The 23,215-nt window shown below is 63.8% G+C and carries 20 protein-coding genes; 6 read left to right on the top strand and 14 right to left on the bottom strand.

Annotated elements, in window-relative coordinates:
- Positions 1–9: 9 nt before the first annotated feature.
- On the bottom strand, positions 10–1,989 hold the full coding sequence (locus ACVJNE_RS08620; protein ID WP_499564706.1) for a putative bifunctional diguanylate cyclase/phosphodiesterase: 1,980 nt from the start codon (positions 1,987–1,989) through the stop codon (positions 10–12).
- A gap of 248 nt (positions 1,990–2,237) precedes the next feature.
- Here ACVJNE_RS08620 and ACVJNE_RS08615 point away from each other — a divergent pair, with 248 nt between their 5' ends.
- Positions 2,238–3,281: a class I SAM-dependent methyltransferase gene (locus ACVJNE_RS08615; RefSeq protein ID WP_499564704.1), complete on the top strand. Its 1,044-nt coding sequence runs from the start codon at positions 2,238–2,240 to the stop codon at positions 3,279–3,281.
- 67 nt (positions 3,282–3,348) lie between these two features.
- Here ACVJNE_RS08615 and ACVJNE_RS08610 read toward each other — a convergent pair whose 3' ends face one another.
- From ACVJNE_RS08610 to ACVJNE_RS08585, 6 genes are read right to left on the bottom strand one after another with little or no spacing between them, the layout of a single operon-like run.
- Entirely contained in the window at positions 3,349–4,146 is a 798-nt protein-coding gene (locus ACVJNE_RS08610; protein ID WP_173188140.1) for an enoyl-CoA hydratase/isomerase family protein, read from the bottom strand.
- 18 nt (positions 4,147–4,164) lie between these two features.
- Positions 4,165–5,826: an AMP-binding protein gene (locus ACVJNE_RS08605; RefSeq protein ID WP_499564702.1), complete on the bottom strand. Its 1,662-nt coding sequence runs from the start codon at positions 5,824–5,826 to the stop codon at positions 4,165–4,167.
- Position 5,827: 1 nt separating this feature from the next.
- A complete protein-coding gene (locus tag ACVJNE_RS08600; protein ID WP_499564700.1) occupies positions 5,828–6,625 on the bottom strand; it encodes an ABC transporter permease in 798 nt (265 codons plus the stop codon).
- The gene (locus ACVJNE_RS08595; RefSeq protein ID WP_499564698.1) at positions 6,622–7,458 is read right to left on the bottom strand and encodes an ABC transporter permease; all 837 of its coding nucleotides are present in this window, start codon (positions 7,456–7,458) and stop codon (positions 6,622–6,624) included. The genes ACVJNE_RS08600 and ACVJNE_RS08595 overlap by 4 nt, the downstream gene beginning before the upstream one ends.
- A gap of 22 nt (positions 7,459–7,480) precedes the next feature.
- Positions 7,481–8,530 (bottom strand): ABC transporter substrate-binding protein, encoded by a 1,050-nt coding sequence (locus tag ACVJNE_RS08590; RefSeq protein ID WP_499564696.1) that lies wholly within the window; start codon positions 8,528–8,530, stop codon positions 7,481–7,483.
- A gap of 46 nt (positions 8,531–8,576) precedes the next feature.
- A complete protein-coding gene (locus tag ACVJNE_RS08585; RefSeq protein ID WP_499564694.1) occupies positions 8,577–9,626 on the bottom strand; it encodes an ABC transporter ATP-binding protein in 1,050 nt (349 codons plus the stop codon).
- A gap of 125 nt (positions 9,627–9,751) precedes the next feature.
- On the opposite strand from ACVJNE_RS08585, the gene ACVJNE_RS08580 reads away from it, so the two are divergent.
- Positions 9,752–10,438, top strand: a complete 687-nt coding sequence (locus ACVJNE_RS08580; protein WP_499564692.1) for a TetR/AcrR family transcriptional regulator — start codon at positions 9,752–9,754, stop codon at positions 10,436–10,438.
- Between the two features lie 116 nt (positions 10,439–10,554).
- On the top strand, positions 10,555–12,441 hold the full coding sequence (locus ACVJNE_RS08575) for a bifunctional sugar phosphate isomerase/epimerase/4-hydroxyphenylpyruvate dioxygenase family protein (RefSeq protein WP_499564690.1): 1,887 nt from the start codon (positions 10,555–10,557) through the stop codon (positions 12,439–12,441).
- Positions 12,442–12,447: 6 nt separating this feature from the next.
- Here ACVJNE_RS08575 and ACVJNE_RS08570 read toward each other — a convergent pair whose 3' ends face one another.
- Positions 12,448–14,313 (bottom strand): adenine deaminase, encoded by a 1,866-nt coding sequence (locus ACVJNE_RS08570; protein WP_499564689.1) that lies wholly within the window; start codon positions 14,311–14,313, stop codon positions 12,448–12,450.
- 101 nt (positions 14,314–14,414) lie between these two features.
- Here ACVJNE_RS08570 and ACVJNE_RS08565 point away from each other — a divergent pair, with 101 nt between their 5' ends.
- The 3 genes from ACVJNE_RS08565 to ACVJNE_RS08555 all read left to right on the top strand — a co-directional run bounded on the left by ACVJNE_RS08565 (position 14,415) and on the right by ACVJNE_RS08555 (position 17,288).
- Positions 14,415–15,311: a LysR substrate-binding domain-containing protein gene (locus ACVJNE_RS08565; protein ID WP_499564687.1), complete on the top strand. Its 897-nt coding sequence runs from the start codon at positions 14,415–14,417 to the stop codon at positions 15,309–15,311.
- Positions 15,312–15,465: 154 nt separating this feature from the next.
- Positions 15,466–16,476, top strand: coding sequence for an ATP-binding cassette domain-containing protein (locus ACVJNE_RS08560; protein ID WP_499564685.1), 1,011 nt, complete (start codon positions 15,466–15,468; stop codon positions 16,474–16,476).
- Positions 16,473–17,288 carry an ABC transporter permease gene (locus tag ACVJNE_RS08555; protein ID WP_499564683.1) on the top strand — a complete coding sequence of 272 codons (816 nt, stop codon included), beginning with the start codon at positions 16,473–16,475 and terminating at the stop codon, positions 17,286–17,288. The genes ACVJNE_RS08560 and ACVJNE_RS08555 overlap by 4 nt, the downstream gene beginning before the upstream one ends.
- A 3-nt stretch (positions 17,289–17,291) precedes the next feature.
- Here ACVJNE_RS08555 and ACVJNE_RS08550 read toward each other — a convergent pair whose 3' ends face one another.
- The 6 genes from ACVJNE_RS08550 to ugpE are packed head-to-tail and all read right to left on the bottom strand — an operon-like array spanning position 17,292 to position 23,214.
- Positions 17,292–17,960 carry a class I SAM-dependent methyltransferase gene (locus ACVJNE_RS08550; protein WP_499564681.1) on the bottom strand — a complete coding sequence of 223 codons (669 nt, stop codon included), beginning with the start codon at positions 17,958–17,960 and terminating at the stop codon, positions 17,292–17,294.
- A 5-nt stretch (positions 17,961–17,965) separates the two neighbouring features.
- On the bottom strand, positions 17,966–19,222 hold the full coding sequence (locus ACVJNE_RS08545; protein WP_499564679.1) for a BtaA family protein: 1,257 nt from the start codon (positions 19,220–19,222) through the stop codon (positions 17,966–17,968).
- Positions 19,219–20,280 (bottom strand): glycosyltransferase family 4 protein, encoded by a 1,062-nt coding sequence (locus tag ACVJNE_RS08540; protein ID WP_499564677.1) that lies wholly within the window; start codon positions 20,278–20,280, stop codon positions 19,219–19,221. The genes ACVJNE_RS08545 and ACVJNE_RS08540 overlap by 4 nt, the downstream gene beginning before the upstream one ends.
- An 11-nt stretch (positions 20,281–20,291) precedes the next feature.
- The gene (locus ACVJNE_RS08535; protein WP_499564675.1) at positions 20,292–21,128 is read right to left on the bottom strand and encodes a UDP-2,3-diacylglucosamine diphosphatase; all 837 of its coding nucleotides are present in this window, start codon (positions 21,126–21,128) and stop codon (positions 20,292–20,294) included.
- Between the two features lie 48 nt (positions 21,129–21,176).
- Positions 21,177–22,304, bottom strand: coding sequence for an ABC transporter ATP-binding protein (locus ACVJNE_RS08530; RefSeq protein ID WP_499564673.1), 1,128 nt, complete (start codon positions 22,302–22,304; stop codon positions 21,177–21,179).
- 13 nt (positions 22,305–22,317) lie between these two features.
- Positions 22,318–23,214 (bottom strand): sn-glycerol-3-phosphate ABC transporter permease UgpE, encoded by an 897-nt coding sequence (gene ugpE / locus ACVJNE_RS08525; RefSeq protein WP_499564671.1) that lies wholly within the window; start codon positions 23,212–23,214, stop codon positions 22,318–22,320.
- Position 23,215 lies beyond the last annotated feature (1 nt).

Raw genomic sequence — 23,215 nt, 5'->3', positions numbered from 1 at the left:
TGCTTGCCGCTAGGCGACAAGATTGCGCCGGCCGCGCAGAACCTCGCTGATTGGTTCGGGCCGACCCATCAGATACCCCTGAACCAGATCGACGCCGAGTCGCCTGAGCAACTGCTTCTGCTCTTCGGTTTCGACGCCTTCGACAAGCACGGTGCGACCGAGGCTGCGCAACAGGCTGACCATGCCATGCAGCATGCGGACACCTTGCGCCGTCTGGCATTCGTTGAGGAAGCTGCGGTCGATCTTGACGATGTCGAATTCAAATCGGCGCAGCCAGCCGATCCCGGCATAGCCGGTTCCGAAATCATCGAGCCACATCTGCACGCCGAGGTTCTGGAGGTGGTCGAGGTTGCGAGAGACCTGCGGCTCGGGAATGAGATCGATCCTCTCGGTGACCTCGAGGGCAAGCTGATGCGGCGCGAGGCCATGCCTGTTCAGAATTTCCGCGACACGCAGGGAAAAATTCGGGGCCTTGAGCTGAACGGCAGAGATGTTCGCCGCAATCACGGTGCCGAGCCCGGACCGCGCCATGTCGGCGCAGGCCTGATCGATGACCCACATACCCAGATCGACGATCGCGCCGCTCTGCTCGGCCGCAGGGATGAAGACATCGGGACTGATCGCGCGCCCGTCGACCTCGCGCAGCCGCATGAGCGTTTCGTGTCCGAGCAACCGGCCGGTATCGAGCTCGAATATCGGCTGGTAAACCACGGAGATAAGCTGCCTTTCAACGGCGTGCTTCAACAGATCCGTCAGGTTCTCGCTTGAGCGGTCGACACCCACAGTGCGCGGATCGTAGATCGTCACCCGTGCCCGGCCGGCGAATTTCGAGACGTAGAGGGCGCGGTCGGCCTCCTGCAGGATCGCCCGGAACTCGGCACCATTTTCGGTGGATGTCAGCGATGCGCCGGCGCTGATGGTCACGATGCCGATGCCGTCTCCACGGTCCGGGTGATAGATGCGCAACTGCTCGACCGCGCGGCAAAATTCCTGCGCGACCTCACGCAGACGTGTCGTGTCGACAACGCGGCAAAGCACGATGAACTCCTCGCCGCCATAGCGTCCGACGATCGCATCGTTGGCTTCGGCCGTCTCCACGAAGGCCTGGGCCAGTCGGATCAGGCAATCGTCGCCGGCCTGGTGGCCAAGCCGATCGTTGAACCGCTTGAAGTGATCCACATCGACGAGGATGATGCCGATCTCATAGTTCTCCCTCGACCATTCTCGGTAAAGCTCCAGGAAGTCGCGCGCGATCGCGCGGCGGTTCCTCAATCCGGTCAGAGGGTCAGTATTGGCGATTTCGACCAGTTCCTGGCCTTTTTCGATCGCCGCCTGTTCCTGGGTCTTAGCCTGTAAGGCCTCAAGGAAAGTCCAGTACCTCTCAACCCCGAGACGCCACGACAGATACAAGGAGAAAACGAGACAGTTTACGAACAGAGCGGCGACCACGATGCGCGAAGCAAGGTCGGACTGCAGGACGAACAGTGTCGCCGCGACAAAAACCACCGCGATGATCGTCGAGGAGATCGCCGACAGCATGAAACGGAAGTTGAAGAACAGATTGGCGCCAAGCACGAAGACGATGCCGAAGACGATGAAGTAGGACAAAGCCTCCTGATGCGCGGTACCAAGCGCGAGGAGCAGCCACGCAACAGCGCCGGTCACGATGGCCGAAGCCGCAATCAGGTGGAGTCCTGCGAGCGATATACCACGCCGGACACCCATCTCGATCGCTGCGAGGAATATGACCCCAACGGCAGTGCGGGCGATCACCAGTCTGGCGGCGATGTCGGGAAACAGAAACCAGTCGAACACACCGTAGGCCATGTAGCTGAGCACAGCAGCCCACATGCCCCAGCGCACGATATGCCGGTTTTCACCGGCATTGCGCTGCAACAGCAAATTCATCAGCTTGGGGTCAGCCAAGCTCGAACGTGGGCGCGACCGCGCTTCAACGACCTTTCGGGCGATATCGGCGGATAGTTGCATGCACCTTCCTTCGCAACAATCGCTTCCAATAACAGCGCAGTTGCTGGGGATGTCTTAATTCCCCCGTCCGCGCGCCCGGCCCACCAACCGAAAACATCAAGTTACGCTAATGAAGGGTTAAGAACCACACACCGGAGCCGTCGGCCAGTGGATGCTAAACCATAAGCTTTTAAACAAAATTGATGAAATTGTTTCGCATCGTGGCCAATCCGTCTATACTCCATTTGGTAGCATTGAAGGGGATTACCGTGGCGCAAGGCTCCGAATTGAAGCTTGATGAGCAGAGTCTCATCACCTCCCAGCTCATCAAGAAGCACGCGCCAGCGGCGGATGTCGCCGATGCCGCAGTTGTAGGAGAAAAGACCGCGCAGCTTGCGCTGATGCTCGATCTGGCGCGTCAAGGCTTCGAGGCAGGGGAGCCTGCGGCAACGATCGTCGATCGTCTGGCCGGCCGCCTGCACGAATTGCGAAACCAGGTAAGCCCCGCCGTCTGGCAGCAGCTCATCCCGCTGGCGCAGGAACATCCCGTCTCCGCATTCCTCAAACAGGACCCCTTTACCCGCTGGTCTTTCGACAAACCGCGCGGCTATTCGGGCGACGCCAGCCTGCTCGACATCTATTACAAGCATCCGAGCGCGGATGAGATCGTCGCCTCCTCCACCGAGCTTGGGCGAGAAATCTACGCCTACACCAGCGAAGCGGCGAGTTCGGCCGCAGGTCGCGAGCGGCGTGACATCCTTGCGCGAACGGTGGATGCAACCGCCGAACGCGTCGAGAACGCGGAGGTTCTTGCGATCGCCTGCGGACATCTTCGCGAAGCAGAACTGTCGAGCGCGCTGGCGCAGAAGAAGCTGAAGCGCTGGGTGGGGCTCGATCAGGACCCCATCAGCGTCGGTATCGTCAACCGCGACCTGGCGGGCACGGCGGTGGAGGCAATCGACGGGTCGGTCAAGGGCATCCTGCGCCGCGCCTACAATCTCGGCACGTTCGATCTCGTCTATGCGTCCGGTCTGTACGACTATCTGCCGCGTGCGGTCGGTATCCGGCTGATGCAGCGCGCGATGGAGTTCGTGAAGCCGGGCGGCGAGTTCCTGTTCGCCAATTTCAGCGACGAGATCACGACAGACGGTTACATGGAGACCTTCATGGACTGGCCGCTGATCCTGCGCTCGGCCGACGACATGTGGGACATCATCAACGGGTCCGTGGACAAGAACACCGTCGATGCGGAGGTTTTCTACGGCACCAACCGCAACATCGTTTACGGCGTGGTACGCAAGCACGCCGGTTGAGCCTTTTGCGCCCAGAGGCCGCGGCGAAACCTTTCGCCGCGGCGCTCAGATGGTACCGGCAAGCCGGCTAATCCTGCTTGTAGAGAAATTCCTTCACCCGCTCCTCGCCGCCATAGGCCAGACGCTGCATCCGGTAGAGGTTCTTGGCATGGTCGAGCGCGCCCTGACGCGACATGTCCATGCCGCGCAGCGAAGCTTCCATCTCGACGCGCAGTGCAACGAGCGGGTGGCGTGCGATGCGTTCGGCGTAAGCTTCCGCTTTGGCAAGCACCTGATCGGCCGGCACCACCGCGTTGACGAGGTTGGCGCGTAGCGCCTGTTGCGCATCCAGCGGATCGCCGGTCAGCAACATCTCCATAGCCACGGTATGTGGAATGAAACGCGACAGACGCGTCGAACCGCCGGCGCCGCCCATGCCATAAGCGATTTCCGGGAAACCGAATTTTGCGTCCTCGGAGGCCACGCGAATATCGGTCAGGTGGCTTAGATAGATCATGCCCTGACCGAAACAGTAGCCGCGCACGGCCGCGATGATCGGCTTGAAACGATCGAGCGCGAGCACGTCGCGCGACCAGCTGAACGTATCCGGCTCCTTGGTTTCCATGCGATGCTTCGGCGCCAGGTAATATTCCAGCTCGGCCATCGGTGTGTCGAACTTGGCGTAGGGCGTCTTGATGTCATCGCCGGCGGAAAAGGCCCGGTCGCCGGCCCCCTGCATGATACCCACATGCACATTGTCGTCCGCCAGGAACTCAAGCATGTGGCCGTAGAGCTGCTTGTGCATGGCCGGCGTCATCGGGTTCACGCTTCCGTTGCGGATGGTGAAATATCCGATCTTGCCCTTGCGTTCGTATTCTATCGGCATTCGGTAACCTCTCGTGGTTCAGAGCCAGGCGCCGGCAACGCGGTCGAAGCTGCCCGACCTGAGGTCGGCCTTCTCCGCCACCAGCTTCTGCTTGGCGATTTTCTCGGATGGGGTCTTGGGCAGCGCGTCCCGGTACTCGATGAAGCGCGGAATCTTGAACGCGGCGAGCCTCGTGGCGCAGTGTTCGAAGATCGCGGCGGGCGGCGCGTCATCCGGTGACTTGCCAGGCCGCAGCACGATATAGGCTTTCACCTCCTCGCCGCGCGCCGTGTCCTTCACGCCGACGGCGGCGGCTTCGAGGATGGCGGGATGCTCGCGCAGCACCGCCTCAACCTCGCGGGCGGCAATGTTCTCGCCGCTACGGCGGATCATGTCCTTGAGACGGCCGACGATATAGTGGAAGCCCTGCTCGTCCTTCCAGAAGAGGTCGCCGGTGCGGAACCAGTCGCCGAAATAAGACGATGCGTTTGCTTCCGGCTTCTTGTAGTAGCCCTGCATGATGCCGGGACCGCGGATGCACAGTTCGCCGACCGTGCCGGCGGGCACCTCCTCGCCGTGCTCGTCGACGATCTTGGCCTCGCGAAACGGCGACGGCCGCCCGCACGATCCCGAACCGACCATGTGGGTCGCCTCGCGCGGCAGGAACAGCGCGGAGCCGACCTCCGTCATGCCGAAGGATTCACGCGCAATGGTGTTGAAGCGCCGCTCGAGATCGGCATGGCGCTCCCGGTCGAAGCCGAAGATCGATACCCGCTTGAGGCTGTTCTGCCCGTCCAGCGGATCGGGCGGCTGCTGGTAGACGATCTCGGGAAACAGGCAGTAGTGGATCTCGTATTTGCGGACCCAGTCCATGAAGCGGGACGAGCTTGCGCGGCGGGCAACGAATATCTGGCCGCCGGCGCGCATCGCCATCAGCGTCAGCCATTGCGGGTCCATGTAGAAATAGGGCTGGGCCACAAGGATGTTGGTCGCCTGCTCGTCCGCCCCGCCGCGCATGCCGGCCACGAGCGACAGCGTGAGCCAGTAGCGATGGGTGAGCATGCAGCCTTTGGGAAAGCCCGTCGTGCCTGAGGTGTACTGGATGTTGACGAGGTCATCGATCGCCGGCTGGGGCAGGTCTGCCGGCAGCGCCGGCGCCTCGTGCTGAAGGCTTGCGAGCGAGCGTCCCGAACCGGCATCGCCGTCCACCACGAGGAGGTTTTCCGGCGCAAGAGGCGCGTCGCTGCCAAGGGCCTCGTAGGCCTTGAGGCAGTCGCCATGGATAACCAGAAAGGTCGCATCCGAATCGGTCAGCACATAGTGCAGCTCGCGGCCGGTATAGTTGATGTTTACCGGCACCATCACGGCACCAAGCCGGGCAATCGCCAGCCATGTGGCAGGGAATTGCGGCATGTTCGGGAGCATGACGGCGACGTGGGTTCCCTTGCGAACGCCAGCCTCGTAGAGGGCAGCCGCGGTGCGCTCTACCCGTGCCCTGACTTCGTCATAGGTCGCGGTGCCGCCCTCGCTTTCCTCGAAGAAGGTCCACATCGGCTTTTCGCCATTGGCTGCGACCGCACCGTCGACAAGCGACCAGATGTTCGGCGGCAGTCTGGTTGCCTCGATCTCGGCGACCAGCCTTTCGACGTCGCCGGAAAGGGTTGCCCAGTCGCTGCCGGGGGCGGGCGCGGTTGCAGTCATGTCAGGCCTCGGGAGGTGTTGCGGATTGATAGCGTTGTTCGTTGCGGCGGCGGATGACTTCGCCGATGCCCATGCCGACGATGCTGAGCATGGTCAGCATCACGGCGACGGCAGGCACCGTCGGGTCGAGCTTCAGGCCGAGATCGTTCCAGATGCGGACCGGCAGCGTCTGCGCACCGCCCGAAACGAAGAGCGTGATGATCAGCTCGTCGAAGGACGCGAAGAAGGCGAGAATGCCTGCCGCGAACATCGACGGAACCAGATAAGGCAGCGTAACCAGCATGAATGCCTTGATCGGCCCGGCGCCCAGCACGCGGGCGGCGCGCTCAATGGTGGTGTCGAAGCGGCGCAGGCTCGCCGAGACGATCATGACGACATAGGGCAGCGCCACGATCGCATGCGCCAAGGTGAGTGCGAAGACATTGTCCACGAGCTGCCAGCGCAGGAACACGATATAGAGCGCGAGCGCCAGAACGACTGTCGGCAGGATCAAGGGCGCTATGAAGATCGCCGTCAGCGCGCTCTTGCCGGGAAAGTTGCCGCGCACCAGCGCAATCGAGGCAAGCGTGCCGACGACGAGGCTGAGGGCGGTCGCGCCGATGCCGACGCGGAAGCTGAGGATCGCCGCGCCGACCCAGGTCGGGTCCTCGAAGAAGGCCGCGTACCAACGCAGCGACAGCGAGGTGGGCGGAAACTCCAGAAACTGGCTGGCCGACAGCGAGATCGGCACGAGAAAGATCAGGGGCAGGATGAGGAACCCGACCAGAAGAAAGAAATAGACGGCCAGCAGTCGTTTCATCGACCCAGCCCCGCGCCGCTGAATTCCACCCGCCGGCGCATGAGCAGCCAGAACACGCCGAGGCAGGCGAGCGTGATCGCCAGCAGGGCGGTCGCGAGCACTGCCGCAAAACCCCAGTTGAGTGTCTGATGCACCTGAAGGTCGATCAGGTTGGCGATGATGATGCTGCGCCGACCGCCAAGCAGGGCCGGCGTCACGAAGAAGCCCAGCGACAGGATGAAGCAGATCAGGCCGCCGGTCGCGGCGCCGCTGACGCTGAGCGGAAAGAACACCTTCCAGAACGACTGCGCAGGCGAGGCGCCCAGCGAGCGGGCCGCCTTCATCAGGTCCTTGTCGATGTCGAGCATGGACGCCAGGCAGGTGATGATGACGATCGGCAACAGGATTTGGACCATGCCGATGTGCACGGCGACATTGGTGTAGAGGATTTGGACCGGCGCCAGGCCAAGTGCCCCAAGGCCGGTGTTGACAATGCCCTCGCGCCCCAGGATCACGATCCAGGTGTAGGTGCGGATGAGGATGCTGACCCAGAAGGGCAGCAGGATCAGGTAGGTCAGATAGGCGCGCACCCGGGGCCGCAGGCTGCTCATGAAGTAGGCGGCCGGATAGCCGAGCAGCAGGCAGATCGCCGTCACCGACGCCGCCAGCATGAAGGTGCGCTCGAGCACAACCAGAGCCACACGCGAATCCAGCAATTCGCGGATCGGGTCAGCCGTAAACCCGATGCCGTCATGGACGGTAAGGCTCATCACGCCGACCAGCGGCGCCACGAAAAGAAGGCCGACCAGCAGCACAGCCGGTGCAAGCAGCAAAAGTATGATCGGCCTTCTCATGGTCATCTTGGGAGGACGCCGTCTAGATCAGAAGCCATTCGTTCCAGCGGTTCTGGACCTCTTCGAGGTTTTCGGCCCACCAGCTCGAATTGAACGCGAACTGCTGCTCGGCGTTTTCAGGCGCGGTCGGCAGCGTTGCCACGAATTCCGGCTCCAGCAGCTCCATCATGCCCGGCACGAAACCCGGATACGGCATGACCTTCACGAATTCGGCGGAGGCGACGGGGTCCATGCGGAATTTCATGAACTGCATCGCTTCCGTGGGGTGCTTGGCTCCCTTGGGGATGCCGAGGTAGGAAAGCAGCAATGCGCCGCCGGCCCAGCTTATTTCGACCGGGCGGCCCTCGCTCTTGAGCGGCGTGATGCGGCCGTTCCAGCAGGACGTCATATTGACCTCGCCATCGACGAGGAGCTGGACATGCTGGGCACCATTGTCCCACCAGACCGGGATGTGGTCCTTGATCTCGTCCAGCTTTGCAAAAGCCCGGTCGACATCGAGCGGGTAGAGTTTGTCGAGCGGAACACCGTCGGCGAGAAGCGCGAATTCGAGATTGCACTTGGGTGAGTTCTCGAGCGAGCGTGGTCCGGGGAAGTTCTCAACGTCCCAGAAATCCGCCCACGTCTTCGGCTGCTTGTCTTCGGGGAAGCGGTCGGTCCGGAACCCAAGAACGGTCGAGTAGGATGCGCGCACCATGGCGGTGGGCAGCTTGGCCATCTCGGGAAGCTCGTTCTCGGGATCGACGATCGAATAGTCGATCTCTTCGAGCCATCCTTCCTTCGTCGCAAGCACGACGTCATCGCCGTTCAATTCGGTGAGGTCCCATTCGACATTGCCGGACTCCACCATCGCCTTGAGCTTCGGCAGGGAGACGGGCGCGGTCGCGCGCACCTTGATGCCGGTCTGCTCGGTGAACGGATCCTCGAAGAGTTTCTTCAGCACCTCGGCCAGCGAGCCGCCCGAACCGTTGACCACAATCGTCACGTCCTGAGCGGCGGCCATGCGCGCGCTCAACGCCCCCAGCGCTACGGAAGCTGCGCCGATACCAAATGCACGTCTCGTCAGATTCACCATGTGACGCTCCTTTGAAGCTTTGTTGAGTTCCCCATGCGTCCCCGGCTCAGGCCGGGAGATAAGTCAGGCTACTGTCGTCGAAATCGAAACGGACCTCGGTACCAGGTGCCGGTACGTCGACCGCGCCGCTGCGCGGTTCGGTGAACGAGATTTCCTTCTCGTCCGTCCCGCGCAGCACGTAGCGGATGGCATTTCCGAAGAAGACCGCCTGCTCCAGCGTCGCGGCTGCCCGCCCGTTCGGCGTACGCCTGATGTGCTCGGGCCGCAGCGCGACGTAGCCGCGGCTCGGCGGCTCGCGGCCGGTCATCTCGATCGCGCCCAGTCCCTCGATGCTCACGGTCGAGCCCTCCGAGCGGAAAACCTTGAGGATGTTGTTGGAGCCGATGAAGGAAGCAACGAAGCGCGATGCGGGCTGGTCGTAGAGCTCCTGTGGTGTTCCGAGCTGCTGGATGACGCCCTTGTCCATGACGGCCAGGCGGTCGGAAAGCGTCAGCGCCTCGCCCTGATCGTGGGTTACGTAGATCACGGTGCAGCCGATCTGGCGCTGGTACTGCTTGATCTCCAATTGCAGGGTCTCGCGCAGCTTGAGGTCGAGCGCGCCGAGCGGCTCGTCCATCAGCAACACGCTTGGCTCGAACACCACCGCGCGCGCAAAGGCCACGCGTTGCTTCTGACCGCCGGAAAGTTCGTGGGGCATCCGATCCGCGAGCCCATCGAGGCGCACCATCTCCAGCGCCGCCAGCGAACGCCGCCTGACCTCGTCGCGCGCCATGCCGCGCATTTCGAGCGGGAAGGCGACATTGCCCATGACCGAACGGTGCGGGAACAGCGAGTAGTTCTGGAAGACCATGCCGATGCCGCGCTTCTCCGTCGGCACACGGGCGATCGAGACGCCGTCGATGAGGATGTCGCCATCGCCGATGTCGATGAAACCGGCGAGGCAGTTGAGTGCCGTGGTCTTGCCGGAGCCGCTGGGGCCCAGCAGCGTCATGAACTCGCCGGGCGCCACAGTCATCGAGAAATCCTCGAGCGCGACGAAGCTCCCGTAGGTCTTCCGCACGCTTCTGAACTCGATCGATGAACCTTTGGTTGCCATGGTCAGATCGGTCTCTCCATCCCTCAATTCAAAAAGTGACGGCATTGTCATTTTTTGTCAAGCGGCTTTGCGAACGGGCGTCGGCGTTGCTATGGCTGGTCAGACAACTGAAGAGGCGAAAGGCCATGCACGACTACGTCGAGTTTCTCGAGCAGAAGCTTGCGAACGCTCGCAACGACAGGAAAACGGTCAGAACCGAGTTGCAGATCGAGATTGCGACGGCGACATTGCTGCGCACCAAGGCCTATCACTCCGTCTCTGTCGACATGATCGCCGAGCAGGCAAAGCTGGCGCACGGAACCTTCTACCGCTACTTCGCCGGGAAACGCGAGGTCATCGCCAAGACGCTTGCCGACTATTTCGACTTCATCCGCACCTCACGGCCACCCGTCCCGCGAGAGGCCTCGGACCTCGAAGCCATCGAGATCGGCAACCGCCATTACGTCTACTGTTTCCGGCAGAATGTCGGACTGATGCGCTGCCATTTTCATCTCAAGGATGAGGACGAGATGATTGCCCAGGTCGGCCGGCTTGCGGACCGGGGCATGTCGGAGCGCATGATCCGGCGGCTGCGCAGGAGTGTGCAGATCGACGATGATGATTTGCCGGAGCTGCGGTTGCGTACCTACTGCCTGATCAGCATGGTCGACGAACTGCTGCTCAAGATCTACGGCCGCACGAATCCGCCGCTGGTGGAGTTTGCAGACGATCCCGACATGGTGGCGTCGACGGTTTCACGCCTTTGGTACGCAGCGCTCTATGCCGATGCACCGAGCGCCGGGACGTCCAGGGTCAATGCTGCCGAACTATAACGTCATGTTATGATTCTTCCCATTCTTGGTATTTGACTTCATTTCGTGCTCGCCCACTTGATGGGATGGGGAGTCAGCGCGCAGCCGCGGTCGCGCGCACAAGCCACGGGTCGAACATGAAGACATCCATCGCCACGGTCTCGATTAGCGGAGACCTGAAGGAGAAGCTCGCCGCGATTGCGGAAGCAGGTTTTGACGGCATCGAGATATTCGAGAACGATTTTCTCGCTTTCGACGAGTCGCCGGCGGAGGTGGGCCGGATGGTGCGCGACCACGGGCTCGAGATCACGCTGTTCCAGCCTTTCCGCGATTTCGAAGGGCTGCCCGAACCGCAGCGGAGCCGCGCTTTCGACCGCGCAGAGCGCAAATTCGATCTGATGCAGGAGCTCGGGACCGACCTGATGCTGATCTGCTCCAGCGTGTCGCCGGTCGCGCTTGGCGGCATCGACCGCGCGGCGGCCGACTTCCGGGAGCTTGGCGAACGCGCTGCGAAGCGGGACCTGCGGGTCGGCTACGAGGCGCTCGCCTGGGGTAGCTTCATCAACGATCATCGCGACGCATGGGAGGTGGTGCGCAGGGCCGACCATCCGAATATCGGGCTGATCCTCGATTCATTCCACACGCTGGCACGCGAGATAGACGTCGCTTCGATCCGGTCGATCCCCGGAGACCGCATCTTCATCGTCCAACTCGCCGATGCGCCGAAGTTCGACATGGACCTGCTCCAGTGGAGCCGCCACTACCGCAACATGCCCGGCGAGGGCGACCTGCCGGTGGCCGACTTCATGCGCGCGGTCGCCGCGACCGGCTATGCCGGGCCGGTCTCGCTGGAGATTTTCAACGACCAGTTTCGCGGCGGCTCGGCCCGTTCCATCGCTGCCGACGGACACAGGTCGCTCATCTACCTCATGGACCAGGTGCGGCGCAGCGAGCCGGTGCCGGTCGAACTGCCGCCAATGCCGGACCGGGTGGCGGTGGAAGGGGTGGAGTTCGTCGAGTTCGCCGCAAACGAGGATGAAGCGCAAAGGCTTGCAAAGCTTCTCGTCTCGATGGGGTTCACGCTCGCCGCCCGGCATCGCAACCGCGATGTGGTCCTTTACCGCCAAGGCGACATCAACATCGTGATCAACACCGGCAAGGAAGGCTTCGCGCACTCGTCGCATACCGTCCACGGCCTTTCCGCCTATGCGATCGGACTGCGCGTGGAAGACGCAAAGGCGACCGTGGAACGCGCGACCGCGCTCGGGGCGGAAGTCTTTTTCGAACCGCGCGGGCCGGGCGAACTCGAAGTCCCGGCGATTCGCGGCGTCGGCGGCAGCGTTCTCTACTTCATCGACGAGCCGTCGGGACTGTCGCGCGTCTGGGACATCGAGTTCGAAACGATGGAGCCGACAGCAGCCGGCGCAGGCCTACGGCGAATCGACCACGTCGCGCAGACCATGAACACCGACGAGATGCTGAGCTGGCTGCTCTTCTACACCTCGATCTTCGCGACACGAAAATCCCCCGTCGTCGACGTCGTCGATCCCGCTGGTCTCGTGCGCAGCCAGGTTGTGGAGGGTCTCGATAGCCGGTTCAGGCTGACGCTCAACGGTGCGGAGAGCCGACGCACGCTGGCCGGCCGCTTCGTTGCCGAAAGCTTCGGCTCATCCGTCCAGCATCTCGCATTCTCCAGCGCCGACATCTTCGCGACGGCCGAGGCGATCAAGGCCGCGGGTTTTGCCACCCTGCAGATCTCGCGCAACTACTATGACGATCTGGAGGCGCGGCTGGGTCTTGCCCCGGAGCTGGCCGACCGGCTGCGCGAGGCCAACATTCTCTACGACCGAGACATCGACGGCGGGGAGTATTTCCAGCTCTACAGCCCGCTCTTCGGCGAGGGCCTGTTTCTCGAAGTGGTCGAACGGCGCAACGGCTATCAGGGCTACGGCGCGCCGAATGCCCAGTTCCGGATCGCTGCCCAACAGCGCGCGCTCGGCCCGAAGGGCATGCCCCGACGCTGATGCCCGTCAGAACACGACGGGATGCGTCTCGCCCGTCTGGACGTTGACCAGGCCCTGCGGCGCATGCTCGCTAGGCGCCACCAGCACCCAGCGCCACGGCGCGCAGGTCAGCGTGGCGAATGCCAGCCGCTCGGGGAAACCCGGCAGCCAGCGCGGATGGAAGGTCGGCTCGTACATCCAGTCGACCTTTGCGCCCTCGGCATAGAGATGCTGCATCTCCTCGTGCAGCGCCTCTGCCGGGCGGCACGACATCAGCCCCGCGATCTCGTAGCGGACGCGGGCAACCACCTCGCCTTCACGCACCAGCGCCCACCCGCCCCTGTTTTCGGCCAGTGCGTTGACGGCTTTCGCCATCGCGGCATCCGACGAGCCGACACACCAGACATTGTGCTTGTCATGCGCCATCGAGCAGGCGAGCGCGGTCTCGGGCGTGCGGGGACCACAGCCGAGCCAGAACATCTTCGAGACCGCGCCGGTGCCCGAAAAGCGATCGACGATGGCGAACTTGGTGATGTTTCGGCTTTCGTCGCGCTGCACCAGACCGTCACGTACGGGCAACTCGAAGGTGAGGAAATCGTCGGCCCAGTGGAACGGGCGCAGCACGGCCGCCGTCATCGTCGCACGGCCGGGCGCGGCCTGTATGGCGAAATCCTCCGCTTCCAGCGTCCTGCCGATATTGATCGTATCCGCCGCCCAGTCCGGCCAGTCGATTTTCGGCACGTCGGGCAGGTAGGTCTTGCCCTCGGAAACCTGAGCGCCGTCGGCCCAGACCTTTGCGATCTCGAAATCCGCGACGTCAGACAACAGCACGATGTCGGCATACCGCCCCGGCGCGAGCGAGCCGACCCAAGGGGTCAGCCGCATGTGGCGGGCCGGGTTGATCGTCACGCACTGCACGGCGATCTCCGGGGCAAGCCCCGCCTTGATCGCCAGCCGAACGTTGTGATCGGTCGCACCGAGTTCGAGCGTGTCGGAGGCACTGCGGTCGTCGGTCGTCAGCGAAACCTGCGACCAGTCGGCGAGCCCCTTGTCCAGAAGGCCTGCTACGACCTCGGGAAGCGTGTGCGGGCGCAACTCCATGAACAGGCCGCGCGAAAGCTTGTCCCAGAACTCCTCGAGGGTCCACGCCTCGTGGTCCGAAGCAAGCCCGGCGGCAGCGAAGGCGTTGATGGTTGGCATGTCGCGAATGCCCGCCGCATGGCCCTCTACGACGCCGCGTTGCTCGAAGGTCGCGCGGATCATGCCCCATAGCCGGCCGTAGGACGGGTTGTCGGGATTCCAGACCGCCGGCCAGTCCATCACCTCGTCCAGCCCGGCCACCATCAGGCTTTCGCGCAGGAAGTCGCGCTGCTCGTCATAGCCGAGCCATCCGCCGCCATGCTCGTAGCCCGTGGGCGGCACGGCCGAGCCCGGCAGCGGAAATATCTTGAGCGGCGAACCGGCACGCCGCGCTGCCAGCCAGAAGTCGAGCGTGCGGGCACCGTTGACGTTGGAGAATTCGTGGCTGGCCTCGCAGGTCCAGGTGTTGCCGCGCGGCAGGACGAGTGCTGCCTCCCACTCGGGCGTCAGATGCGAACTTTCGATGTGCTTGTGAACCTCGCCGAGCCCCGGGACCGCGGCCAGATCGGGCTCGTGGACCCGCTTCGCGACCTGGCCCGGCCAGGTGCCCGCATCGCCCACGTAGGCGATACGCCGCCCGCTGATGACGACCTCCTGATCGGAAAGCCATGTGCGGGTGTGAACGTCGAGCAGGCGACCGACCCGCAGCGCCACGTCGGCCGGCCGCTTGCCGAGAGCGACGAGCGTCAGGTTCTGCCGGATGGCGATCTCGGTGTCAGCGTCGAGTGAGATGTCGTGGGAAGCCTGGGTCATGCGCCGCTTATGTCCTTGCGTGCCCGTCACCTGTCAATGGGACAATGTTTCGACCGCAGGCGCTGGACTGGCGAGCCGCAGCGAGGCATTGTCGCGGCGCAATGCTGACCCTGCGCCAGATCGAAGTCATCCGCGCCGTGATGGTTGCCGGCAGCGTCGCCGGCGCCGCGCGCATGCTCAACGTCGCGCAGCCCGGCGTCAGCCGGACAATGAAGCATCTGGAATCCGTGCTGGGTATCAAGCTCTTCGTACGCAAGGGCGGCCGCTACGTACCCTCGCCCGAGGCTCGAACGCTCTTCGACTTGCTGCAGGACGTTCACAAGAAGCTCGGCGACCTGCAATTCTCCATCAACCAGCTCGAGCGGGGCAAGGGCGCGGAGCTGTCCATCGCCTCCGTGCCAAGCATAGCCAATGTGATGGTACCGCGCGCTATTGCCGGCGTGCATGCGCTTCATCCCGATCTGCGGATCAGCTTCGACGTCATCAAGCTGGAAGACGCGATCGATTTCCTGCTGCTCGAAAAGGGCGAGCTGGCGGTGATGAGCTATCGGCTGGAGCATCCGTCGCTCACTTTCGAGCCGCTGGCCAGGGGGCATCTTGTCTGCATCACCGCCCCCGGCCATCCGCTGTCGCAGCAGAAGGCGGTGAAGGCGGCCGACATCGTGAAGTACCAACTGATCGGCATCGACCCGAACGACCCCTTCGGCGGCATCATGGCGGGCATCTTCGCGCGCGAGGGGCTGGACTACGAGATCGCCATCCGCGCCAGGTTCGGGACGACCGTCTGTGCGCTGGTGAAGCAGAACCTCGGCGTTGCCGTGCTCGACATCTTCACCGTCGCCGACATGCGCAGTGACGAGATCGCGGTCATTCCGATTGCCGAGGAGACGACGTTCCAGACCTTCGTCGGCATGCGCAAGGACGCGGCCCTGTCCAGCTACGCCGAGAACTTCGTCGCCCAACTCAAGCTGGCCATGCAGGACGCCGCGGGGCGCTGACCACCCGCCGGCCTCCCGTCAGGGTGTTGTCAGTTGGCTGCGCTGCGCGCCGGGCGGCGCCGTTCAAAAGGCACATCTAAGCTGCTATATGCGTGCGCCCGGCCCGCCACCCGAGGTCGCAGCACGCCGGCACCTGAAACATGGAAGCAAGACAGTGAACGAAACGCCCTCCGCGCGAGCGATCTTGTCCGGCCAGCAACCAGCGCTCGCCATTTCAACGCGTGGGCTGGCGAAATCCTTCGGCACGCTTCGCGCCGTCGATGGCATCGATCTCGACGTGCCGCGCGGTATGATCTTTGCCATTCTCGGACCCAATGGCGCGGGCAAGACCACGTTGATGCGCATGCTGGCTACGCTCACCAAGCCCGATGCCGGCACGGCCACGGTGATGGGCCACGACCTTGTCAGCGCACCGCAGGCCGTGCGCGGCTCGATCGCCATGACGGGGCAGTTCGCCTCGCTCGACGAAGACCTGACCGGACGCGAAAACCTCGTTCTGATCTCGCGCCTCTGGGGTTTCAGGGGCGGACAGGCCAAGGCGCGCGCGGACGAGCTGCTGGCTGCCTTCGACCTTGCCGACGCAGCCGGAAAACAGGTGAAGGATTATTCCGGCGGCATGCGGCGGCGCCTCGACATCGCCGCCTCGCTGATCGTCACGCCCGGCGTGCTGTTCCTGGACGAGCCGACGACCGGCCTCGACCCCAAGGTCCGGCAGGGCGTCTGGCGCATCATCCGGGCGCTGGCGGCGACCGGCGTCACCGTGCTCTTGACGACGCAATATCTCGACGAGGCGGACCAGCTTGCAGCGCGTATCGTCGTCATCGACCACGGCAGGAAGATCGCCGAGGGCACCAGCCGCGAGCTGAAGGCCGCGACGGGCTCTGGCTTCCTGCATATCGCGCTCGCCGATCCGAACCAGTTCGACCAGGCCGAGCGGCTGCTGGCGGAGAAGCTTGGCGGAACGGTCCAGCGCGGCGTCGAGGGCGGCAGGCTCTCGGTGATGGCGGGATCGGCCCAGGCGGCCAGCGAAGCGCTCTCCGCGCTCATCGAAGCCGGGATCGAGCCCGCCGACTTCTCGATGGGCTCGCCAAGCCTAGACGAAGTGTTCTTTGCCCTGACCGGCGGACCGGCCGACCAACACGCAAACACGGACAAACCGGCATGAGCGAGACGTCTCCCGCAGCCCTCGCGCAGATCCTGCGGCTGGTCGCGCGGCCGAAGGAGCCGTCGGCGCTTTCCAACGCGCTGGTGTTCGGCTGGCGTGCGGTGCTGAAGTTCAAGCATGTGCCGGAGCAGCTCTTCGACCTCGTGATGACGCCCATCATGTTCACGCTGTTGTTCACCTTCGTGTTCGGTGGCGCGCTGGCGGGTTCGACCGGCGACTATCTGCAGTTCTTCCTGCCGGGCATTCTCGTCCAGACGGTCGTCTTCAATGCGGTCTATTCGGGCATGGGGCTTTCGACGGACCTGTCGAAGGGGCTTTTCGACCGATTCCGCTCGCTGCCGATCTGGTCGCTGGCGCCGTTTGCCGGCTTGATGGTCGGCGACATACTGCGCCATCTGATTGCCGGCGGCATCATCCTCGCCATCGGGCTCATTCTCGGCTATCGCCCGGAAGCAGGTATCGTCGGCGTGGTCGCAGCCTTCGCCCTGCTCATCGCCATCGGCTTCGGCATGGGTTGGGTCTTTATCGTGCTCGGCCTGCTGGTACGCACGCCGATGACGGTGATGACGTTCGGCTTCACCTTCCTGTTTCCGCTGGTGTTCGCGTCGAACATCATGGTCGATCCGGGAACCATGCCCGGTTGGCTGCGCGCCTTTGTCGACGTGAACCCGGTTTCGCTGATGACCACCGCCATGCGCGGGCTGATGAGCGGCAACAGCGACGCCACGCAGATTGCGCTGGCGCTCGCGGCACCGGTGGCACTGACCGTGCTTCTGGCGCCGGTCACGCTCTGGCTTTACCGCAGGCGCTGACGATCAGGCAGCCGCCGGACGGCGTATCACCGAAATCCAGGAGAACCCGCGGTGCAGGCGCCGCTCCTGCGTCGCGCCGCCGACGGCTTCGGCGATGCCCGCTGCCGTTTCGAACAGGTCTTTGCGGGGTGCGACGTGATGCAACCGCAGCCATGAATGTACGGCCGAGCGGAACGAGGCTGGAAGCCCTGCCATGTCGCCGAAGTCGGCGACATGCAGTTCGCCGCCCTGCGCAAGGCGACGGGACGCTTCGGCCATGACGGCACGCCATTGCGGGATCATCGACACCGCATAGGAAATGAAGATGCGGTCGTAGCTCTCGCTGCCGAAGGTCGTGCGCGGGTCGAATGTCGCGGCGTCCGCGCAGGCCAGCCGCACACGACCGCGCAGCCCGGCGGAGGAAATCGCGTCGCCGGCGGCAGCGAGCATCTCGCTCGATATGTCGATGCCGTGGAAACGAGCCTCGGGGTAGCGACGGGCCGCCTGCACGAGATTACGCCCCGTGCCGCAGCCGATCTCAAGCACCGTGCCCCCGGCCGGCGGCGCCAGCGAAGCGATCATCGGGTCGCGGCCGAGCAGATAATATTTGCGCGTGGCGTCATAGATGCCGAACCGCCGCTGATAGCGGTAGATGCGGTCCATCAGCAGCGCGTGGTCGGAGCGTGCATCCATGGCGTTCATTCCCGGAAAACGTGAAGGTGGAAACCGCCATAGATCGAGGAGCGGTCGCGCGCGTGGAACGCACGCGATTCCGCCTCGCGATAATCCCAGCGCGAAAGCGTGGCGTCCTCGACCCGGCCCGGCAGCAGGTTGTCCGCCGCGGCCGTGCGGAAAATGACCCGCGCGCCGGGCTTGGCCGTGCGCGTTATCTCGGCCCATAGCGCGTTCAACTGCTCGTCGGACATCCAGTCCTGCGCATCGAGCAGAACGTAACGGTCGACCGACGCGGCAGGTTTGGCCGCCAGCAGCTCGGTGATCGAGACATTGACCACCGAGGCGCGATTGGCGCGGGCACGCACGGCCTCGAAATTCTCACGCGACAGATAGGGCGGCAGCGGGCAATCACCCTCGCCATAACCGCGGCCGAAGGCTTGCCAGGCGAAATAGTTCTCCGACAGCGGAAAATCGCAGGCGAGCTTTTCGAGGCGCGCGCGCAGCACCGTCGCCATGTCGCTGCCGCCCGCAAGCGCGTCGTATTGCTGCGGCGGGATGCCCAAGCCGAACAATGATGACTTCTGGCCCGTCGCCCAGCGGATGAGGCGCTTGTCGAACAACGGCGCGATGGTGCTGTCGAAGAAGCGCCGCTGGTCCTCCAGCGTCCGCGCCTGCAGCAGGCCACGCGGATCCGCGCCGTAGAGGCGCGCCACGCGATGACCCCAGCCGATGAAGTTTCCAAGCAGGCCGTGGCGATAGAGACGCCGGCGGAAGATCGAGATACGCTTGCGGCCCGAAAGGGTGCGGCCCTCCCAATAGGCGCGGGTCTCGGCATCGAGAACCGGTGCGAGATAGCGGCCATAGGCCTCGATATTGGCGCTATCGTCGGCCTTGCCATAAAACCGGTGGAAGGTCTCGTAGTCGGGGAGCGTCGCCAGCGCCGCAAGCTTCAGGCGGTTGAACGCGACATGGGCGGGGTTCAGGTCGACTGCCTCTATCCGCGCCGGGTCCGCCAGCAGGTAGGACAGTGCGTTGCAGCCGCCGGAAGCTATGGTCACCAGATGATGCCCGGGGCCGATCTCCAGCGCCGCCATGTCGACCTCGGGATCCTCCCATATCTGGGCGTAGACGAGCCCGTGAAAGAGGCGCGCGAAGACGTATTCGGAAAGGCCGGCGGGAGACAGCAGCGAGTTGCGGCGGACAGCCTGCTGCAACCGTGCGCCGGCGCGCTTTTTCGAACCCGTGGGCGAAGCTTGCCGATATGCGGCGGTGGCATTCATCGGGAGATACCTTCTGTCATCGACGCCGGCAGCCTGAGTGTTGCGGCGGGCAGGCAATGCCGGGCTGCTGGGAGATTCCGGAGGAATTGCTGGCTGCATTCACGCCAGTCATAGGTTTCCGCCTTGGCGCGGGCGGCCACGCGGGGAACGGCAAGCGCGGTCATCGCGGCCCTGGTGAGGTCGTCATCGACAACCACGCCTTCATGGCCGTCGCTGGCGATGTCGAGAGGACCTGTGACGGGAAACGCCGCGACCGGACAGCCGCTCGCCAGCGCCTCGAGGATCACATTGCCAAAGGTGTCGGTCCGGCTCGGGAATACGAAGACATCTGCCGATGCGTAGATCGCAGCGAGCTCGTCGCCGGTGCGAACGCCCAGGAAGTGAACGTCGGGATACCGTGCCTTCAGCGCTTCCAGGGCCGGGCCGTCGCCGACGACGACCTTGCTGCCCGGCAGGTCGAGATCGAGGAACGCAGGCAGGTTCTTTTCGACCGCCACGCGGCCCACATTCAGGAAGATCGGCCCCGGCAATCCGAGATCGCGCCGGCGGTCTGGGTTGAACAGCAACGTATCGACCCCACGCGACCACAGGCGGATGTTGTCGAAGCCGCGCTCGGAGAGTTCCTGCCCGAGCGAGGGCGTGGCGACCATCATGCCGGCGCCGGCATTGTGGAAGCGCCGGAGCCACCGGTAGCTCCAGCTTTCGGGCACGGGGAGCCGGGCACGCAGGAATTCGGGAAAACGCGTGTGATAGCTGGTGGTGAAAGGGATACCGCGCGACAGACACACGCGCCGCGCCAGAAAGCCCAGCGGACCCTCGGTCGCAATGTGGATGCTGTCAGGCTCAGCATCGTCGATGCGTCGCGCCACTTCGCCGGGAAGCGCCAGCGCCAGCCTGATGTCGGGATAGGAAGGCATGGGTATGGAGTGGAAACCGAGCGGCGTGAGGAATTCCACGTCCACGCCCATCTCGCCAAGCGTTTCGCCAAGCTTCTCCAACGTGCGCACGACGCCGTTGATCTGCGGCCGCCAGGCATCGGTGACGATGAGGATACGCAACGGCGTGAGCCTCAGGCCGCCCGATGGCGGCGGAATGGAATGGCCGCCGCCCGACGCGCGTTGAGCGTCTCGCTCACCTCGGACCAGTGGATGATTTCCATGCGTCCATCCTCGTGCTCCACCAGCGCCGTGCAGCTTTCGACCCAATCGCCGGTGTTGATGTAGGTGAAGCCGTCGAAGTCGCGCATGGCTGCGGAGTGAATATGGCCGCAGATGACACCATCGACGCCCTGCCGCTCCGCCTCGGCGGCAAGCGTCTCTTCGAAGTTGCCGATATAATTGACCGCGTTCTTGACCGTGCGCTTCGCCCATGCCGATAGCGACCAGTAGGTAAAGCCGAGCTTGCGCCGAACCCAGTTGATGCGTGTACTGACGGCAAGAGCGATCTCGTAGGCCCAGTCGCCGAGGAAGGCGAGCCACTTGGCGTGGCGCACGACCATGTCGAATACGTCGCCATGAATGACGAGGTAACGTTTGCCGTCGGCCGCGACATGCACCGTGGTCTCGCAGACCTCGATGCCGCCGAAATGGGTGCCGTAGAAATCGCGCAGAAACTCATCGTGATTGCCCGGCACATAGATGATGCGCGAGCCCTTGCGTGCCTTGCGCAGGAGCTTCTGGACAACGTCGTTGTGCGACTGCGGCCAGTACCAGCCGGACTTCAGTCGCCACCCGTCGACGATGTCACCGACGAGGTAGATGGTATCGGCGTCGTGCTCTTTTAGGAATTCGAGCAGAGCGTCGGCCTGGGCGCCCTTGGTGCCAAGGTGAATATCGGACAGAAACAGGCTGCGATAGTGGCGAGGCCGATCGGAGCCGTTCGAATCATCTTGCCGGGGCGCTTCCATGCGGCACCTTTCACCAGATTCCAATGACAGGTGGATGACGTGAGCCGACTAAACGGACAATGTCTCAGCAACAGCCTTGCGGGGTTCGGGAGCCATGGCGCTCCCATCAGCCTCCGCCAGCCGCTTGCCGGTTTCGGCGTCGAACAGGTGGACCGCCGACGGATCTATCTGAAACGACACCGCCGCGCCTTGCTGAAAAGCCTTGTCGCCGAAAGCGTGCGCGATCAGCGTGTGGCCTGAAAAACTGCAGTGCATCAGCTTGCCGGAACCGAGCTCCTCGGCGAACTCGAACGAGCCGGAAATGCCACCGGCCGCCAGCCGGACGGCTTCCGCCCGGAAGCCGGCGGTAACCGGTCCGTAGCCGACGTCGGGCCAGCGTTTGGTGTCGTAGGAAAGCTGCTGGCCGTCCGGCAAAGTCACCTTGCCCTTGTCGGGATCGGCCGTGGCAGCGATGAGGTTGAGCCCGGGCGAACCGATGAAATTGGCCACATAAGTGGTCCCGGGCCGCCGGTAGATTTCAGAGGGCGAGCCGACCTGCTCGACGACGCCTTTGTTCATCACCACGATACGGTCGGCGAGCGTCATCGCCTCGACCTGGTCATGGGTGACGAACAGCGTCGTCGTGCCGAGCCTCTGGTGCAGCTTGCGGATCTCGATGCGCATGGCGACGCGCAGCTTGGCGTCGAGGTTCGACAGCGGCTCGTCGTAGAGAAAGACCTTCGGCTCGCGGATCATCGCACGACCCATGGCCACGCGCTGGCGCTGGCCGCCGGAAAGCTGCGCCGGTCTGCGATCGAGAAAATCCTCCAGCCCCAGCGAGGCGGCGACCTTGCCCACACGCTCGTCACGTTTGGCGCGCGGCACGCCGGCTATCTTCAGCGAATAGCCGATGTTCTGGCCGACCGTCATGTGCGGATAGAGCGCGTAGTTCTGAAAGACCATGGCGCAGCCGCGCTCGCGCGGTTCGAGCTGGTTGACGACCTTGCCGCCAAGCTCGATCTCGCCCTCGGTGATGCTCTCGAGGCCGGCCACCATGCGCAGAAGCGTGGACTTGCCGCAGCCGGACGGGCCGAGAATGACGATGAACTCGCCGGCAGCAACATCGAGATCGACGCCGTGGACGACCTCGGTCTTGGCGTAGGATTTACGGACGTTGCGAAGGGTTATTTCGGCCATGGTCGATGACACTCTATTTGTCGGTTGAGATGAGGCCGCGCACGAACCAGCGCTGCAGCAGGATGGTGACGAGCACGGGCGGCGTAAGCACGATCAGGTTGGCAGCCATCGCCGTGTTCCAGATCGGCGGCGCGCCGAACAGCGGACCCGGCACCACCTTCTGCAACTGCATGGTGGCGGTGGCGTAGTTGGCGTGGTCGGTGACGATGAGCAGCGGCCACAGATACTGGTTCCACGACCAGACGAACATGATGGTCGCCAGAGCGGCCATGTTGGTCTTGGACAGCGGCAGCAGCACTTCGAAGAAGAAGCGCAGCGGCCCCGACCCGTCCATCTTGGCGGCCTCGGCAAGCTCGTCCGGGATCGTCATGAAGAACTGGCGGTAGAGGAACGTTCCGGTTGCCGTCGCCACCAGAGGCAGGATCAGGCCGGAATAGGAATTGAGAAGGTTCCACTCGGGCAGGCGGATGCTGATGCCGATGGCGTTTAGGATCGCCTCGAACGGACCCAGCGCATTGGCCGCGACCGCGTAAGTCGGCACGATGCGTACTTCCAGCGGCAACATCAGCGTGATGAAGATGAGCCAGAACAGGAGCATGCGCAGGCGGTAGCTGAAATAGACGATCGAGAAGGCAGACAGAGCCGCTATGCAGATCTTGCCGACCGTGACGCCAACGGCAACGATCACCGAATTCAGCATGACGCGGTCGAAATTGCCGGCCGCCCATGCTGCCGAGAGATTTTCGAACAGGTGAGAGCCCGGCCACAACGGCATCGGCACCTGGTTGACGGTCTGGTAGTCGTGGCTGGCAGCCACGAACACGACCCACAGCGGCATCAGCAGCGCAACAAGGCTCAGAACGAGGATCGCCTGGGTGATGAAGTCGAGAACGGGAGTGCGTTCGATCATG

Source organism: Mesorhizobium sp. DxT (assembly GCF_058448885.1).
Note: the sequence above shows the minus strand (reverse complement) of the source record. Positions and strands in the feature narration are given on the sequence as shown.

Coding starts and splice junctions, on each gene's coding strand:
- ACVJNE_RS08620 (WP_499564706.1), bottom strand. CDS start 1,989: ATGCAACTATCCGCCGATATCGCCCGAAAGGTCGTTGAAGCGCGGTCG.
- ACVJNE_RS08610 (WP_173188140.1), bottom strand. CDS start 4,146: ATGCCGATAGAATACGAACGCAAGGGCAAGATCGGATATTTCACCATC.
- ACVJNE_RS08605 (WP_499564702.1), bottom strand. CDS start 5,826: ATGACTGCAACCGCGCCCGCCCCCGGCAGCGACTGGGCAACCCTTTCC.
- ACVJNE_RS08600 (WP_499564700.1), bottom strand. CDS start 6,625: ATGAAACGACTGCTGGCCGTCTATTTCTTTCTTCTGGTCGGGTTCCTC.
- ACVJNE_RS08595 (WP_499564698.1), bottom strand. CDS start 7,458: ATGAGAAGGCCGATCATACTTTTGCTGCTTGCACCGGCTGTGCTGCTG.
- ACVJNE_RS08590 (WP_499564696.1), bottom strand. CDS start 8,530: ATGGTGAATCTGACGAGACGTGCATTTGGTATCGGCGCAGCTTCCGTA.
- ACVJNE_RS08585 (WP_499564694.1), bottom strand. CDS start 9,626: ATGGCAACCAAAGGTTCATCGATCGAGTTCAGAAGCGTGCGGAAGACC.
- ACVJNE_RS08580 (WP_499564692.1), top strand. CDS start 9,752: ATGCACGACTACGTCGAGTTTCTCGAGCAGAAGCTTGCGAACGCTCGC.
- ACVJNE_RS08575 (WP_499564690.1), top strand. CDS start 10,555: ATGAAGACATCCATCGCCACGGTCTCGATTAGCGGAGACCTGAAGGAG.
- ACVJNE_RS08570 (WP_499564689.1), bottom strand. CDS start 14,313: ATGACCCAGGCTTCCCACGACATCTCACTCGACGCTGACACCGAGATC.
- ACVJNE_RS08565 (WP_499564687.1), top strand. CDS start 14,415: ATGCTGACCCTGCGCCAGATCGAAGTCATCCGCGCCGTGATGGTTGCC.
- ACVJNE_RS08555 (WP_499564683.1), top strand. CDS start 16,473: ATGAGCGAGACGTCTCCCGCAGCCCTCGCGCAGATCCTGCGGCTGGTC.
- ACVJNE_RS08550 (WP_499564681.1), bottom strand. CDS start 17,960: ATGGATGCACGCTCCGACCACGCGCTGCTGATGGACCGCATCTACCGC.
- ACVJNE_RS08545 (WP_499564679.1), bottom strand. CDS start 19,222: ATGAATGCCACCGCCGCATATCGGCAAGCTTCGCCCACGGGTTCGAAA.
- ACVJNE_RS08535 (WP_499564675.1), bottom strand. CDS start 21,128: ATGGAAGCGCCCCGGCAAGATGATTCGAACGGCTCCGATCGGCCTCGC.
- ACVJNE_RS08530 (WP_499564673.1), bottom strand. CDS start 22,304: ATGGCCGAAATAACCCTTCGCAACGTCCGTAAATCCTACGCCAAGACC.
- ugpE (WP_499564671.1), bottom strand. CDS start 23,214: ATGATCGAACGCACTCCCGTTCTCGACTTCATCACCCAGGCGATCCTC.